This window comes from Reichenbachiella sp. (genome assembly GCF_039941815.1).
Classification (GTDB): domain Bacteria; phylum Bacteroidota; class Bacteroidia; order Cytophagales; family Cyclobacteriaceae; genus Reichenbachiella.
This window is the reverse complement of record NZ_JBDVDW010000062.1, coordinates 145901-161331: the sequence shown is the minus strand read 5'-3', so window position 1 is coordinate 161331 and position 15431 is coordinate 145901. Positions and strand designations below refer to the sequence as shown.

Genomic DNA, 15431 nt, shown 5'->3' with positions numbered 1-15431 from the left:
AGGAAATTAATTATGTACTGGACATTAGAATTAGCGTCATATTTGGAGGATGCGCCATGGCCTGCTTCAAAAGATGAATTGATCGATTACTCGATTCGATCAGGTGCTCCGTTGGAAGTGGTTGAAAACCTCCAAGAGCTTGAGGACGATGGACATCCTTTTGAAACAATCGAAGAAATATGGCCGGATTACCCCACGAAAGAGGATTTCTTTTTCAACGAGGACGAGTATTAGCCGCTCTATCAATAAAGTATCAGATATGTATGCCTGGCCAGATAATAGCCGGGCATTTTATTTTCTCTCCGCCCAAACTGTAGCTGCCATAGCTAAATCTTCCGGAGTTGTAATTTTAATATTTTCATAACTACCTTCCACCAGTACGATTTCTTCACCATTGGCTTCCGCTACACTGGCATCATCGGTGAATTGATTTGTGGTAGTCGCAGTGAATGCTCTTTTGATTAGATCGACTTTAAAAGTCTGCGGAGTCTGCACGATATAGAAATTATTTCGATCTACAGCACTGCTCTTTTTACCAAGCACCTGTCGGATAGAGTCTTTTACCTTTACAGCCGCTACGCCGTTGCCACTATCAGATGCCTGATCGAATGTTCTCTGGATGACAGCAGAACTGATCATCGGACGTGCACCATCGTGTATGGCGACTATGCCGTCATCCCCAATTAGGTTTAGTCCATTCTCGACAGAGTTAAATCTTGTACTACCACCAATGGCTACCTGATGCGGAGTATCAAATTCATGATCGAGGATAAGGCGCTCCCAGGTAGGAATATGCTCTTGCGGCAGAACCAAAATGATAAGGATCGTGGGATCAAAATTGTAGAAGGCGTCTATGGTGTGCATGAGCAAGGGTCGTCCGGCAAGCTCTAAAAATTGCTTGGGAAGATCTGTGTTCATTCGGCTCCCGGATCCACCAGCCACGATTATGGCATATTTTTTCATCTGGACAAGTATAGTCGATTCTATAAAACAAAAAAACTCCGAAGCTGGCTCCGGAGTTTTTTTGTTTTTTACACGTCTGTGTTTAGATAATCAGCATGGCATCACCATAGCTGAAGAATCTGTACTTCTCTTTAATTGCAATCTGATAAGCTTCCATGATCAGATCAAATCCTCCAAATGCTGCTGCATTCATTAATAAGGTCGATTCGGGTAGATGGAAGTTTGTGACCAGAGATTTTACAATCTTGAATTCATATGGAGGAAAGATAAATTTATCAGTCCATCCTTCATTTTCTTTCAATCTGCCACTAGCAGATACGGATGATTCCAAGGCTCTCAGTACAGTGGTACCGATGGCACATACGGATTTCTTTTCATCCAATACTTTGTTCACCAAATCAGCAGTTTCCACAGGAACGATATAGTTCTCTGAGTCCATTTTATGCTTAGTGAGATCTTCTACATCTACCGGTCTGAAAGTACCCAATCCTAAGTGTAGAGTGATTGCTTTGGTGTCTACACCTTGCAACTCCAAACGTTTGAGCATTTGTCTGGTAAAGTGAATACCAGCAGTAGGTGCAGCTACCGCTCCGACTTTGTCTGCATAGATCGTCTGAAAACGTTCTCTATCTTCGGGCTCAGTTTTTCTTGCAATCTCTTTCGGGAGAGGAGTTTCTCCCAGTTCGTCGATCGACTTATAAAACTCCTCATCGGTACCATCGAATAGAAATCTGATGGTTCTTCCTCTGGAAGTGGTATTATCAATGACTTCGGCCACTAAATCTCCTTCTCCAAAATACAACTTGTTGCCTACACGGATTTTTCTGGCAGGATCCACCAAAACGTCCCACAGATGCAATTCCTTGTTGAGCTCTCTTAGTAGAAATACTTCAATTTTGGCACCAGTCTTTTCCTTGTTACCATATAGTCTGGCAGGAAATACTTTTGTATCATTTAGAATGACAGCGTCACCGTCGCCCAGATATGTGATTAAATCTTTGAATACTTTATGTTCAATCTCCCCAGTGTCTTTGTGTATGACCATCAAGCGGGATTCATCTCTATTTTCGGTAGGATAAAGTGCCAGTAGTCCTGGTGGGAGGTCAAATTTGAATTCTGATAATTTCATCTGTGTGTATTTATTTTAATTATTACATCAAACAAGAGAATACCATAGCCTCTGAGCAAATGACTGTAGGAGCTCATGGCTTGCTTCATGTAAATAAATTTTTTTGGATTGGGATTCGAATTGAATAAGTGGCTGAAAAAGGAAAGAAAAATATTCAATTGCATTCATGTAATAAAAGTAACGATTGTGTGACCAATACGTCAAAATAAGAGGGCAAAAGTAGTAAATTGTTCTGATAAATATAGGTTGTAAATAAATTAATTCCATAATGCTGATTATTCGACTGATCTGGGAAAGCTTTCGATTTGCTTTTAATGCTTTGAGAATGAATATCATGCGAACGATTCTGTCTTTTTTAGGAGTCACCATTGGTATTTTTGCTATCATATCAGTACTGACCCTGGTCGATTCGCTGCAGCGGAATATCAACAACAGCTTAAATTTTCTAGGTGCAGATAATATTATCTTGCAGAAGTGGCCCTATCAGTTTGGCGGAAGCACATATCCCTGGTGGAAATATTATCAACGACCGGAGACTGACTACGAAGAATTCAAATACCTTCAGGCCAATCTGGTCAATCACAATGGCCTGGCCATCTATGCATATAAGACCAATGTGACTGCCAAAGTAGAGAGTAGCAGTAGCTCAGGGCTCAATATGATCGGAGTGTCGCACGGATACAAGGATATCAATGACTTACAGCTCGCTGCCGGGCGGTATTTCAGCATTCAGGAAACTGAAAATGCTAGTAATGTTGCCTTGATCGGACAACGTGCTGCCACAGACCTCTTTCCATTTATCTCTCCGGTAGGACAGTTTATCAAAGTACGTGGGGCGAAATTTATGGTCGTTGGAGTGATAGAAGAGGAGGGAGAGGCGCTGCTCAACACGCCTAGTAATGATGACAACATATTGATTCCGTATAAGACGCTTAGTAAGTTTTATCTCGTAAGCAAATATAAAGGACTAGGGTCATCGATAAATATTAAAGGAATGGATGACGATCCAGGGCAAGAAAGACTTGAGGGAGAACTCACAGGAATGATTCGAAAGAAGAGAGGGCTTAAACCCAAAGAAGAGAATAATTTTGCACTTAACAGGCCTGAAGCTTTTGCCACCTTTCTTGGGCAGATGTTTGCCATTCTCAATTTGGCAGGGTGGATCATTGGGAGTTTTTCTATTCTGGTTGGAGGATTTGGGATTGCCAATATCATGTTCGTGTCGGTCAGAGAACGTACCAATATTATAGGCATTCAAAAGTCGCTTGGGGCCAAAAACAACTTTATCTTATATCAATTTCTCTTTGAATCCATTTTCCTGAGCTTATTTGGTGGCGGTTTTGGAATTTTGCTCGTTTATCTACTCACCTTTGTTGATTTGGGATCTTTGGATCTGATCATGACTTTCAAAAATATAGTGATTGGACTTTCTGTTTCAGGTGTCATTGGTGTGATTTCGGGAATTGTACCAGCTGGTCTGGCTGCGAGAATGGATCCGGTGATTGCCATCAGGTCATAAAAAAAGGTGCCCCTTTTTCAGGAGCACCTTTGAAGTCTTTCAGGATATAATGAAATCTTTAATATTAATAAATAGCTGATTTCAAGTAATTAATTTTTCCCGTAAGTATTCAATTAATTTTCTGCTGATACGCTATCAACAGCTTCGGTCATGACTGAATCAACTTCAGCTGCCAAAGAATCAACAACTTCCATAGCTTCTTCTGCCATTTCTTCAGTAGCTTCTACTGCTTCTTCTGCTTCTGCAGCAGCTTCTTCTCCTGAAGATGAGCCCTGAGACCCGCAGCCTACAACAAATAAAAAGCACATTGCCGAAGCAATTAAACTAAGGTTTCTTAAAAATTTCATAAATACGAATTGGTTTAGTGAAACTTGAAGCTAGAACGATAATTTTACTTAAGCAAATAATTTTGTTAATGATTGTTAACGGTTTTATTTAACTATCAGAAAATCAGTAATTTATAATCTAATCGTTGAATTGGTTCATCGTTCTTGAAATCCCAATTGTGCAAAAAGAAAGTACCATTTCGCAGGCTTTATTAATGGGAAAAAGCAGGTTTTTCATTTGCTCCTTAGAGAACTGGCTGAGTACGTAGTCTACCTGCTGGCCTTTATGAAAATCATCACCAATACCAAACTTGAGTCTAGCGTAGTTGTTGCCACCTGTGTGTTCCTCTATGCTTTTTAGACCGTTGTGCCCGGCATTGTTTCCTTTGGCGCGCATGCGCAAGCTTCCATGTGGAAGAGCGATGTCGTCTGTGATCACCAGCACGTTTTCTTTTGGTATTTTCAATTCTTGCATCCAGTAGTTCACCGCTTTGCCGCTCAGGTTCATATAGGTTGTCGGTTTGATCAGATGGATGGAGCGTCCTTTGAATTTGAATTCACACTTGTTGGCAAGCTTTAAGTGCTCAAATTTGGCTCCCTGCTCATCGGCTAGCCTGTCTAGTACTAGAAAACCGATATTGTGACGCGTGAGCTCGTATTCAGGGCCAATATTTCCCAGTCCGACAATTAGGAATTTCATGCTAAGTTTTTTAGAAAATTAATACTTAAAAATCATAGTCAAAAAAAAATCCTGCGTGTGATGCAGGATTTTTTTATTAAATTTTTTTGAAGATTTATTCTGCTGCTGCTGGTGCTTCTGCCCCTTCTTCAGTAGTTTCTTCTTCTCCTCCTTCTTCGCCCTCAGCTTCAAGCTCTTCGTCAGTCTTGCCTCTAAGTGCTCTAGGTACTTCTACTACAGCGATAGATGCTTGTGGAGTATCTTGGATTTCGAAGTTATCAGTGATTACATCGTGCACCTTGATAGCCTTACCAAAATCAAGTTCTGTAATATCCAGGTCAATATGCTCAGGCATATTTTTAGGAAGTGCTTTGATTGTAAGCATTCTTCTCTTGTGAATCAATGTACCACCATTAGCCACACCTTTTGATACCCCTGTAAGGTGAACTGGGATATCCATTTTGATAGACTTACCTGTAAACCATTGTAGGAAGTCAACGTGCATGATCATTTCACTTACAGGGTGAAACTGGATGTCTTGCATGATACAGTCGAATTCTTCGCCTTCCACATTGATTTTTACAAAGTGTGCTTCAGATGTGTATACCAACTCTCTAAAAAGAATGGCTGGAGCATGAAAATGTATTTGATTTTCACCACCGTAAATTACGCATGGTACCATTCCTTCGGCACGAAGATTTTTAGCTTCTATTTTGCCGAGATTTGCTCTTTTATACCCTATAATCTCTAAAGTTTTCATAATATTTTATATATGTTATTGAATAAATAATGAACTAATTGATTCGTGGTCATGAATTTTTCTAATTGCTTTCGCAAAAAGTTCGGACATGGTCGCCACTTTTATTTTTGAGGATTGACCCTCGTTTATTTTGATACTGTCTGTTACTACTAATTCTTCTAGTTTGGAATTATCTACATTTTCGTAGGCTTTTCCAGATAGAATTGGATGTGTACAGAAAGCTCTAACCGAAATCGCACCCTTCTCCATCAGAAGATTGGCCGCTTTGGTCAATGTGCCCGCAGTATCGATGATATCGTCTACAAGGATTACGTTTTTTCCTTCTACATCTCCTATCACCTGCATAGAAGCTATTTCGTTGGCTCTTTTTCTATGCTTATCGCAGACTACCATTTCTGCTTCAAAAAACTTCGCAAATTCTCTTACCCGTTTTGTGCTTCCTACGTCAGGAGCAGCAAAAATCAGATTGTCTAAATTGAGTTGCTTAATATATGGAACGAAAATAGAGGCACTCACCAGATGATCCACTGGTATGTCGAAAAAGCCTTGAATTTGATCCGCATGCAAGTCACAAGTCATCAGGCGATCTGCACCAGAAGCTTGCAATACATTAGCCATTAGCTTGGCTGCGATCGAAACTCTTGGTTTGTCCTTTCTGTCCTGACGAGCATAGCCATAGTATGGCACTACACAGGTTACAGATTTGGCACTGGCTCTTTTGGCTGCGTCAATCATGAGCATGAGCTCAATCAGACTATCAGATGGTCCTGTCGATTGGATGATGAACACGTCACAACCACGGACTGTTTCATTGTAGCTAAAAGACAATTCTCCGTCACTAAATTTTTTGGAAGTGCAGTTTCCAAGAGGCTTGCCATAACTGTTAGCAATTTTAAGTGCCAATTCTTTAGAACCGTTTCCTGCAAAAATTTTTACTGCGGACATTTGAAGTCGTTTTTGTAAATGAAAAATCCCGGCTATTGCCAGGATTTAATGTTGTCCGACTAGGGCTCGAACCTAGACTCTTCTGGACCAAAACCAGACGTGTTGCCAGTTACACCATCGGACAATCTTGACACCCATTGATTTTGGGAACACAAAAGTAGAGATTTGCTTTAATAATGCAAAGTGTTGTCATTAAAAAAGATTGAATATTTTCCTTTTTTTTTAAGAATGGCCAACTACCCAATTTTTCGCATTAATAAAAGCCTGAATCCACGGAGAAATCTCATGTGAATCTTCTGTATAGTGTGCCCAATTCCATGGGAATAGAGATCTTTCTAAATGAGGCATTATAGCTAAATGTCTACCGTCTTTTGAGTATACACCTGCTACATCGTAATCTGACCCGTTAGGATTGCCTGGATAGGCCTCATGTGCATACTTCATTCCTATCTGATAGCTTTCTTCCGACTCAGGCAATGAAAACAGACCTTCGCCGTGAGCTACCCAGATGCCTAGTCTGCATCCCGATAGATTGCCTAGCATGATCGAGTCATTTTGTGGGATAGTGACGTCGAGGAAAGAAGATTCAAACTTACCTGATGCATTGTGAGCCATTTTCGGATGATTGCTCAGTTCAGGAAAAACAAGCCCCAGCTCCATCATAAGCTGACAGCCGTTGCATACACCCAGACTGAGCGTATCCGGTCGGGCATAAAAGTTTTTGAGCGCCAGATTTGCTTTTTGATTGTAGAGAAATGCTCCTGCCCAGCCTTTAGCCGAACCGAGTACATCGGAATTTGAAAATCCTCCTACAAACACTATCATATTCACATCCGATAAATCTTCGCGACCGGAGATCAAGTCGGTCATATGTACGTCTTTGGTATCAAATCCAGCCAGATATAACGCGTACGCCATTTCACGATCACCATTTACACCCTTCTCACGAATGATAGCCGCCTTGATACCTGATTTCTCCTTTCTCTTTTGGTCCAATCCCAGCGAACTCAATTTTCCAGTCCATTGTGCTGGAAATTGATATTGCAAGGGTTGTTTTTTGTAGTTTTCAAATCTGAATTTAGCATGAGCCAAATCTGTCTGATGCTGCTCCAGGAGATAGGAGGTCTTGTACCAGGTATCTCGCAATTCGTCAATATTGAGATCAACAGTTTGATTGTCTACACTCATCGAGAATTGTCTATCCATTCTGACACTACCGATAGAGGTGTAGCTGATTCCATCGAGGGCCTGAAGCGTAGCCTCCTTGGCCACCTGAAGCACAAGTGCAGGACTTTCACTGAATGCTATCGCTGAAAGAGTAGCGTTCATGCCTTTAAGGTCGATATCCGCACCAGACTGCGTAGTTGGGAAGTGCATTTCCAACAGCGTGGTTATCAGACCTCCAGACGATACATCGTGACCGGCCAGGACTTCCCCACTGATTATTAGTTTTTGCACTGCAGCAAAGACTTTTTTCAGATACCCTGCGTCTGGTGAACTAGCGGGTTTGGTGCCTATAGAATTTTTGGTCTGGCCGTAGCTTGATCCATCCAACGAAAAGTTGCCATCAGAAAGTGATATATATATAAGTGACGATCCATCTACAGGCTTGGCATCGGGGGTAATGGTTTTTCGGATATCTGAGACTTCACCGACCGTAGAGATTATGACAGTCCCGGGAGAGTCTACCGTTTTACCATCGTTGTATTTTTGAGTCATCGACAGGGAATCTTTGCCTGTCGGGATATTGATGCCCAGTGCAATGGCATATTCGCTTATTGCTTCTACTGCACTATAGAGACGAGCTCTTTCTCCATCAGATTTAGTTGGCCACATCCAGTTGGCACTAAGTGAGACGCCATCCAGGCCATGAGTAAGAGGTGCCCATACTAAGTTGGTCAGGGCCTTGGTGATTGCCAATTGGGATCCTTTGACTGGATCTGCTATGGCTGCCACAGGTGCATGTCCAAGTGAAGTAGCTATACCTTTGTTGCCTACGAAGTCTAAGGCCATTACAGCTACATTGTTGAGCGGTAGCTGTACTTCTCCACAAGTCTGTTGTTTTGCCACACGACCTGTCACGGATCGGTCGACCTTATTTGTCAGCCAGTCTTTACATGCCACAGCTTCCAATTGCAATACTTGCTTCAAGTCCTCTACAAAAGAGCCATCATTAGCTATGACCGGGCTATATGGCTTAGGATTGGTTTTGTCCTTTAGGATTGTTTTTGGTGCTGACCCAAACATGTCATTTAGCCCCCAGTCCATGGCAGCTTTATCTTTGTTTTGATCCTTCATCACAAACTTCATATCACCTGTAGCCTCACCTGCCACAAAAAGGGGTGCTCTTTCGCGATCGGCGATCTCCTGAAGTCCGGCGATGTCTTTTTCGGCAATGGCCAGTCCCATCCGCTCCTGTGATTCATTACCAATGATTTCTTTGTTGGATAGGGTGGGATCACCTACAGGTAGCTTGTTGATGTCTATTTGGCCACCTATATCTTCTATTAGCTCAGATAGACAGTTGAGATGACCACCTGCACCATGATCATGTACAGATATAATGGGGTTATTTTCATCCTCGGCCATTGCCCTTAGTGCATTGGCTACTCTTTTTTGCATTTCGGGATTCGAACGTTGGATGGCATTGAGTTCTATAGCATTCGTCAATTCTCCAGTAGTGACTGACGATACTGCGCCACCACCCATGCCAATTCGGTAGTTGTCACCTCCCATGACTACGATTTTATCTCCTTTGCTGAGCGGTTGCTTCTGTGCATCGGACTGCTTGCCATAGCCTACACCACCGGCCATCATTATTACTTTGTCGAATCCTTGGGTTTCGCCATTTTCTTCATGTTCGAATGTCAGCACACTTCCGCAGATAACGGGTTGGCCAAATTTGTTTCCAAAATCACTTGCTCCATTCGACGCTTTGATCAGAATGTCCAGCGGGGTTTGGTATAGCCAGTCTCGTGCTGCTATTTTTTCTTCCCAGCTTTTTCCGGCCTCTAATCGCGGATAAGAAGTCATATACACCGCCGTGCCTGCTAATGGAATGCTACCTTGTCCACCAGCCATTCTATCTCTTATTTCTCCTCCTGATCCAGTTGCAGCACCGTTGAAAGGTTCCACCGTAGTTGGAAAATTGTGGGTTTCAGCCTTCAATGAAATGACCGATTCGATATCTTTTGTTTCAAAGTAGTCGGCTTTATTCTGGGTCTTGGGTGCAAACTGCTCCATTTTAGGACCCTTGATGAAAGCTACATTGTCTTTGTAGGCGGATTCGATCTGACCGGGATGCAGCTTCGATGTTTTTTTGATCAACTTAAATAGTGATTCACTTTTTTCTTCACCATCAATAATGAATTGGCCATTAAAGATCTTGTGTCTACAGTGCTCGGAGTTGACCTGTGAAAATCCAAAAACCTCACTATCAGTCAATGGTCTGCCTAGCTTCGACGAAACACCTTCAAGATAAACTACCTCCTCTTCGCTAAGCGCAAGACCCTCGCTTTGATTATATTTTCTGATGTCTTCGATGTCCTGAATCTCTTCGGGCTGATTGTTGATGGTGAATACCGTGTCGTCAAGGGATTCATATCTCTGGTTGAGCATGGGGTCAAACACGCCTTCCGTATAGAATTCTTCTATTCTTTGAATTCCTTCAATACCCATATTTTGAGTGATCTCCACAGCATTGGTACTCCAGGGTGTGATCATCTCCTGTCGCGGCCCTATGAAAGTCCCTGTTAGAGATTTTTCTTGCAATACTTTCGCATCTCCAAATAACCATTGCAGCTTGTCGATGTCAGAAGAAGAGAGGTCAGATTTTGTTTGAAGAAGGTAGTAGGTGGTGGTGTTTTTCTTGAATATAAATATCATCGGAGAAGGACTGTTTTCACGCCGCAAAAATAGGATGAATGACGGAAAAGATTCGTATAGGATGAATGATAATTCTTAAATTTTCTAACCCTATAACTTGAAAGAAACAGGAAGGGTCAGAATATAAGATTTTGGATTACCTCGAGAAGTACCAGCAATCCATTCTACGGGTACTTCCTCAAACATCCGAAGGGCTTCGTTGTCACAATCTTCCGACAAGCTTTTGAGAACATAGTAGTCTGCGATTTGACCTGAGTCACTTACAGTATAAGCGATATGCACCGTGCCTTGCAGGCCGATTTTCTTTGCACTTTTAGGATATCGCATCGCTTTGGTTAGTCGTTTGTAATATTCGGCAAACCCAATTTTCGGTGCAGGTAGCTGGTTGATTTGTGTATAGCTATATTCACTACTGTCTGTCAAAATACTTTTGCCTGATATCAGTTCACCGTTCTTATATTTCTCAGTATAGAAGGTATTGCCATTGGGGTAGTACCCTTTCCAGGTTCCGCTTCGATTGCCCTTATATATTTTGCCATTAGCAGCAACAGTGTAATCTGTATGGTATTCAACCAGCGCTCCGGTTCCATCTTTTGCAAGTTGATTGCCCAGAGAATCCCAGTGGTTGTATGTTCTATGGTTGATTTCCGTCGCATTAGAATAGGCTGTGTATTCTCTTTCCAACTCCTTCTGTCCATTGGGATACCAGGACACATAGCCGCCAAATACATATCCATTTTTTAACTGATACTTTTCTTTCATTTGACCATTTTCAAAGTACTCAGTAGTTACTCCGGTTGGTTTTCCCGTCTGATCGTAGGTTCTTTTGGCCTTGATTTTCTTATTTGAGACGTATTTTTCCACGACCTTACCTACAAAATAATTCTTACCGCCAGGAATCGTACCGATAGCGACATAGTACGCCTGTTCCTTGACTACTTCCTTGCCGTTTGCATCGTAATATTTTGTGGCGTAGGGTTGAGCTTGAAGAGAAACTGAAAGTGTAAGGAAGAAGATTGCCTGCCAGACAAATTTTCTAGTATTCACTAAGTTGATCCCGAATAGTTGTAAAAGACTCATGCAGCAGTTGGGTATGTCCAGTGTCTAAGATAATAACTTTGTTATTTCTGAGCTGATTTAAAAAGTGCAAATGTCGATCATATGCTATGATACTATCGTACTTGCCGAAATAGAAAGTCGTTTGATAATTTGAGCCATTGAGCAATTCTACTAGCGCTTTTTGCTTTAGTCTCAGTTTTTTTAGTGTGACCCATGATTGAAGTACCCTTCGGCGGATGGCCGGATCCTTCAGTTGATTTCTCGAAAACTTAATAGTCCAGGGGTTGATGAGTTTGATTTTCTCAGCAAGGTCTAGAAAGGCGAAAAAAGGTCTGGGGTTCTTCATGAAATACCTAAATAGTTGCTCAGGCCCCCATGGAAAAGTGGCTAATACATAGGACCTTCTATTGACCACACCATCCGGAGCAATAAAAATGCAATGATCAATCCGATTGGCAAATGAATGAATTGTACTCGATACATATCGCGCACCCATACTATACCCTACAATGGAAAATCTCTTTATTCTTAGGTGATCCAGAAATCCATTAAACATTTTTTGCCATTCCTCATGTCGAAGATATTTCTCTTCGCTGGTACGGTTGCTCTGACCATGAAAAAGAAGGTTGAGACTCACCACGCGAAAATCAGGAAGCAGATCATGGAGTGGGTCAAAAACAGAGAAGTCCTGACCAAACCCGTGGAAGCAGATTAGGCATCGATCTCCATTACCATGACTGGTAAATTCTAGTTGTAGACCAGAGTCGATTTTATATAGCTGGGAAAAATTGTTCATTGCAGATAAAAAAATACCAGATTTTTTCGAACAAAAGTAAAATTTGTTCGTAGAAACTTCGGAAACTTCTAGGATACCAATAGTTTCCCTAGTTTTTTTGCATCAAATATGACAACAGACACTAAAGATAAAATATTAACCAGTGCGGATGGGCTTTTCCATAGATATGGGGTGCGTAGCGTTTCGATGGATGATATCGCGAGAGAGCTGTCTATTTCCAAAAAGACAATATATCAGTTTTTTAAGGATAAGGATGAGCTTGTAACTCTGATTACCGAAGCGCATATCAGCAAGGAAAGAGCCGAGATGGCAGAGGTAAAGACTGATTCATCCAATGCGGTAGTCGAGCTTTTCAAACTCTCACATTGCATCAGAGAGCATATCAAGGACATCAACCCTTCTATGCTTTTTGATTTACAAAAGTATCATCCCAATGCATGGGCCTTGTGGCTCGAGTATAAGAGCGTCTTTATCAAAGGAACGATACTGGACGTAATCGCTCGGGGGAAAAATGAGGGATACTTCAGAGAGAGCGTAGACGCCGAAATTCTGGCGACCTTCAGGGTAGAGTCGATAGAATTGAGCTTTGATGAGAAAATTTTCCCTAGAAATAAATTTGATTTTGCCGAGGTACAAATGATGCTTTTTGATCATTTCGTACACGGTTTGATGACTGTAAAAGGTCAAGAATTATACGATAGCTTAATAGATGCTAAATCTTATGAGAGTAATTAAACGACCAACATTTTTACTACTACTTACAATGAATCTTGTTGCAGTTCACCAGGTGAGCGTGGCGCAGGAAAGTAACTCCGGAAAATTCAGTATGCAGGATTGCATTGACTACGCACTAGAAAATGCTACTGAAGTGAGAAATGCAGTGCTTGATGAAGAAATTGCCCAGGCACAGGTGAAGGAGGTTTTTGGACTTGGGTTGCCCCAGGTCAACGGTTCGGTATCTGTACAACAGAGTCCGACATTGCAGAGGTTTTACGGTCAGTACACGCCCGGATCTTCTTTTGGCCCAACTGCCGATCAGGCGGCTCAAGCTGGAATCGAGTCTGGAGATGTATATGCTTCAGAAAACTTTTTCCAGTTGAAAGGGGCCGGAGATGCCAATCTGAACATTGATCAGCTGATTTTTAATGGTTCCTATTTTGTAGGACTGAAAGCTTCTAAAGCCTTTAAGAATCTAGCTATAAAGCAAAAAAATAAGACCAAAGGTGATATCCAATCGGATGTAGCCAAATCTTATTTTAATGTGCTGATCAATGAAGATAGATTGAGACTTTTTAGTGCCAGTCTGGCCAGGCTCGATACGCTCTATCGCCATACAGTCAGTCTTAACGAGAATGGATTTGCAGAGCAAATCGAAGTAGATAGATTGAAAGTGGCATTAAACAATATGCAATCCGACTATGACAACTTAAAAAACTTCAGTATTCTTTCTAAAAGGATGCTCAAGTTTCAAATGAATTATCCACTGAATCAACCTTTGGAACTGTCAGGTAGCATAGAGGATGTATTGAGTAGACCTATCTCTGATATTACAGATGTAGTAGACTATAACAATAGACCAGACTATCAGGTTCTCATAGCCAATCAAGAGCTACAGGAACTTAATTTGAAAAACAAATATGCCGAGCTATTGCCAGTCATCGGGGCGTTTGCAAGGCTGGGCTATAGTACGCAATCACCTAATTTTGGGGGACTATTTACAACCAACAGTAACTTCTCAGAGCAAGGAGGAGTAGGGCCTGACAAATGGTACAACTATTCTACTGTTGGACTTCGATTGAGCTGGAGTCTGTTTACAGGTATGCAGCGAAACTATCAGATCCAACAACAGAAAATTGAATTGGAGAAAATTGACAACAACATCCGGCAATTTGAAAATCTGATCAATATAGAAGTGAAAGACGCAGGTCTGACCTTGCAAAATGCAATCGACAAATTTGAAGTACAGAAAGAGAATATGGCACTGGCAGATAGGATTTTTAGAATCTCCCTTATCAAATATGAAGAGGGAGTGGGATCCAACCTGGAAGTGGTAGAAGCAGATAGCGCATTGAAAGATGCTCAAACCAACTACTTCAACGCGTTATTTGAGGCGATTATTGCTAAAATAGATTTGAACAGAGCCTTGGGTACCAACGAATAAAGAAAAACATGACCAATTTTAGAGATATTGAAAAGATGAAAAATATAGTACTAATCTTAATTACACTAGCCTTGACGGTCTCGGCATGTGGAGACGAAAAATCAGTGAGTGTACTTGTTGCCGAAGGAGATTTGGTAGCAGTTAGAGCCAAGAAAAAAGAGCTGTCGGATCAGCAAAAATCGCTGGATCGCGATATTGCCCTTTTGGATTCGGTCATCAATAGTAAAGAAGGCAACAAAAACCTGCCTTTAGTGACAACAGTCCAAGCTAAACTTCAAGAGTTTGATCATTTTATAGAGTTACAAGGTGCTGTCAGCACTAAGCAGAATGTACTCATTTACCCTGAGGCATCTGGAATATTACTCAGCGTCAAAGTTAGCGAAGGGCAGAAAGTGTCTAAGGGTCAACTATTAGCTACAATAGATGATGGAGGCATGAGGAATCAGTTGTTGCAAATGAAAACTCAACTCGAACTTTCAAAAACAACATTTGAGCGTCAGAAGAGACTTTGGGATCAAAAAATTGGTACAGAGATCCAATACTTGCAAGCTAAATCAAACTATGAATCACAGGATAATGCGGTGAAACAAATGGAGGGGCAGCTCAGAAAATTCAGCATTAGAGCTCCATTTGCAGGAGTGATCGATGATGTGATCAAAGAGCAAGGAACGGTAGTGGTGCCTGGTGGACCTGGGTCAGAGGTATTTAGAATTATCAATCTCTCCAATATGTATCTTGAAGTGTCTGTCCCAGAGACTTATATTTCTACTATAGTGGTGGGTAAGGAAGTGAAAATTAATTTCCCGGTACTCAATCAAACGTATAAGTCTGTGGTCCGTCAGACTGGCAACTACATTAATCCTAACAATAGATCATTCAATGTAGAAATCGCTGTGCCAAATACTGATGGTAGAATCAAACCAAATATGACTGCCAAGGTGCTGATCAACGATTATACCAATGCTGAAGCTATTTTGATTCCGCAAAGCATCATTTCGGAAAATGCCGAAGGTGAGCAATATGCTTTTGTAGTATCTAAAATGGATACGGATAATACGGCGGTTGCAAATAAAAGCGTGATTTCAACTGGAAAGACTCAAGGCGACTTCGTGGAAGTGCTCTCAGGACTTAAGCCAGGGGCTAGTCTTATTAAAGAAGGTGCCAGAAGTGTGAAAGACGGTCAGCAGGTTAAAATTTTAACTAAGTAAT

14 protein-coding genes and 1 tRNA gene are annotated in these 15431 nt (G+C 41.5%); 5 read left to right on the top strand and 10 right to left on the bottom strand.

What is annotated here, in order from left to right:
- Nucleotides 1–12: 12 nt before the first annotated feature.
- Nucleotides 13–234 carry a DUF2795 domain-containing protein gene (locus tag ABJF11_RS16450; RefSeq protein WP_084371582.1) on the top strand — a complete coding sequence of 74 codons (222 nt, stop codon included), beginning with the start codon at nucleotides 13–15 and terminating at the stop codon, nucleotides 232–234.
- A 57-nt stretch (nucleotides 235–291) separates the two neighbouring features.
- On the opposite strand, the gene ABJF11_RS16445 is transcribed toward ABJF11_RS16450, so the two are convergent.
- Complete coding sequence (locus ABJF11_RS16445; RefSeq protein WP_348121145.1) at nucleotides 292–963, bottom strand: 2-C-methyl-D-erythritol 4-phosphate cytidylyltransferase; 672 nt, start codon at nucleotides 961–963, stop codon at nucleotides 292–294.
- An 82-nt stretch (nucleotides 964–1045) separates the two neighbouring features.
- Nucleotides 1046–2092 carry a tRNA preQ1(34) S-adenosylmethionine ribosyltransferase-isomerase QueA gene (queA, locus tag ABJF11_RS16440; protein ID WP_348121144.1) on the bottom strand — a complete coding sequence of 349 codons (1047 nt, stop codon included), beginning with the start codon at nucleotides 2090–2092 and terminating at the stop codon, nucleotides 1046–1048.
- A gap of 268 nt (nucleotides 2093–2360) precedes the next feature.
- On the opposite strand from queA, the gene ABJF11_RS16435 reads away from it, so the two are divergent.
- On the top strand, nucleotides 2361–3611 hold the full coding sequence (locus ABJF11_RS16435; protein WP_348121143.1) for an ABC transporter permease: 1251 nt from the start codon (nucleotides 2361–2363) through the stop codon (nucleotides 3609–3611).
- Nucleotides 3612–3724: 113 nt separating this feature from the next.
- On the opposite strand, the gene ABJF11_RS16430 is transcribed toward ABJF11_RS16435, so the two are convergent.
- From ABJF11_RS16430 to ABJF11_RS16395, 8 genes are all read right to left on the bottom strand, one after another.
- The gene (locus ABJF11_RS16430) at nucleotides 3725–3958 is read right to left on the bottom strand and encodes a hypothetical protein (protein WP_348121141.1); all 234 of its coding nucleotides are present in this window, start codon (nucleotides 3956–3958) and stop codon (nucleotides 3725–3727) included.
- A 118-nt stretch (nucleotides 3959–4076) separates the two neighbouring features.
- A complete protein-coding gene (gene pth / locus ABJF11_RS16425; RefSeq protein ID WP_348121139.1) occupies nucleotides 4077–4637 on the bottom strand; it encodes an aminoacyl-tRNA hydrolase in 561 nt (186 codons plus the stop codon).
- 94 nt (nucleotides 4638–4731) lie between these two features.
- Entirely contained in the window at nucleotides 4732–5376 is a 645-nt protein-coding gene (locus ABJF11_RS16420; protein WP_348121137.1) for a 50S ribosomal protein L25/general stress protein Ctc, read from the bottom strand.
- 15 nt (nucleotides 5377–5391) lie between these two features.
- Nucleotides 5392–6321, bottom strand: coding sequence for a ribose-phosphate pyrophosphokinase (locus ABJF11_RS16415; protein WP_348121136.1), 930 nt, complete (start codon nucleotides 6319–6321; stop codon nucleotides 5392–5394).
- A 51-nt stretch (nucleotides 6322–6372) separates the two neighbouring features.
- Nucleotides 6373–6445: transfer RNA gene (locus ABJF11_RS16410), tRNA-Gln, on the bottom strand.
- Nucleotides 6446–6543: 98 nt separating this feature from the next.
- On the bottom strand, nucleotides 6544–10206 hold the full coding sequence (gene purL, locus ABJF11_RS16405) for a phosphoribosylformylglycinamidine synthase (protein ID WP_348121134.1): 3663 nt from the start codon (nucleotides 10204–10206) through the stop codon (nucleotides 6544–6546).
- 90 nt (nucleotides 10207–10296) lie between these two features.
- The gene (locus tag ABJF11_RS16400; protein ID WP_348121133.1) at nucleotides 10297–11286 is read right to left on the bottom strand and encodes a TonB family protein; all 990 of its coding nucleotides are present in this window, start codon (nucleotides 11284–11286) and stop codon (nucleotides 10297–10299) included.
- On the bottom strand, nucleotides 11243–12061 hold the full coding sequence (locus ABJF11_RS16395; RefSeq protein ID WP_348121132.1) for an alpha/beta hydrolase: 819 nt from the start codon (nucleotides 12059–12061) through the stop codon (nucleotides 11243–11245). The genes ABJF11_RS16400 and ABJF11_RS16395 overlap by 44 nt, the downstream gene beginning before the upstream one ends.
- Nucleotides 12062–12169: 108 nt before the next feature.
- Between ABJF11_RS16395 and ABJF11_RS16390 the strand changes: the two genes are divergently transcribed.
- The 3 genes from ABJF11_RS16390 to ABJF11_RS16380 are packed head-to-tail and all read left to right on the top strand — an operon-like array spanning nucleotide 12170 to nucleotide 15430.
- On the top strand, nucleotides 12170–12796 hold the full coding sequence (locus ABJF11_RS16390; protein ID WP_348121131.1) for a TetR/AcrR family transcriptional regulator: 627 nt from the start codon (nucleotides 12170–12172) through the stop codon (nucleotides 12794–12796).
- A complete protein-coding gene (locus tag ABJF11_RS16385; protein ID WP_348121130.1) occupies nucleotides 12783–14222 on the top strand; it encodes a TolC family protein in 1440 nt (479 codons plus the stop codon). The genes ABJF11_RS16390 and ABJF11_RS16385 overlap by 14 nt, the downstream gene beginning before the upstream one ends.
- An 8-nt stretch (nucleotides 14223–14230) precedes the next feature.
- Nucleotides 14231–15430, top strand: a complete 1200-nt coding sequence (locus tag ABJF11_RS16380; protein WP_348121129.1) for an efflux RND transporter periplasmic adaptor subunit — start codon at nucleotides 14231–14233, stop codon at nucleotides 15428–15430.
- Nucleotide 15431: the final 1 nt, after the last annotated feature.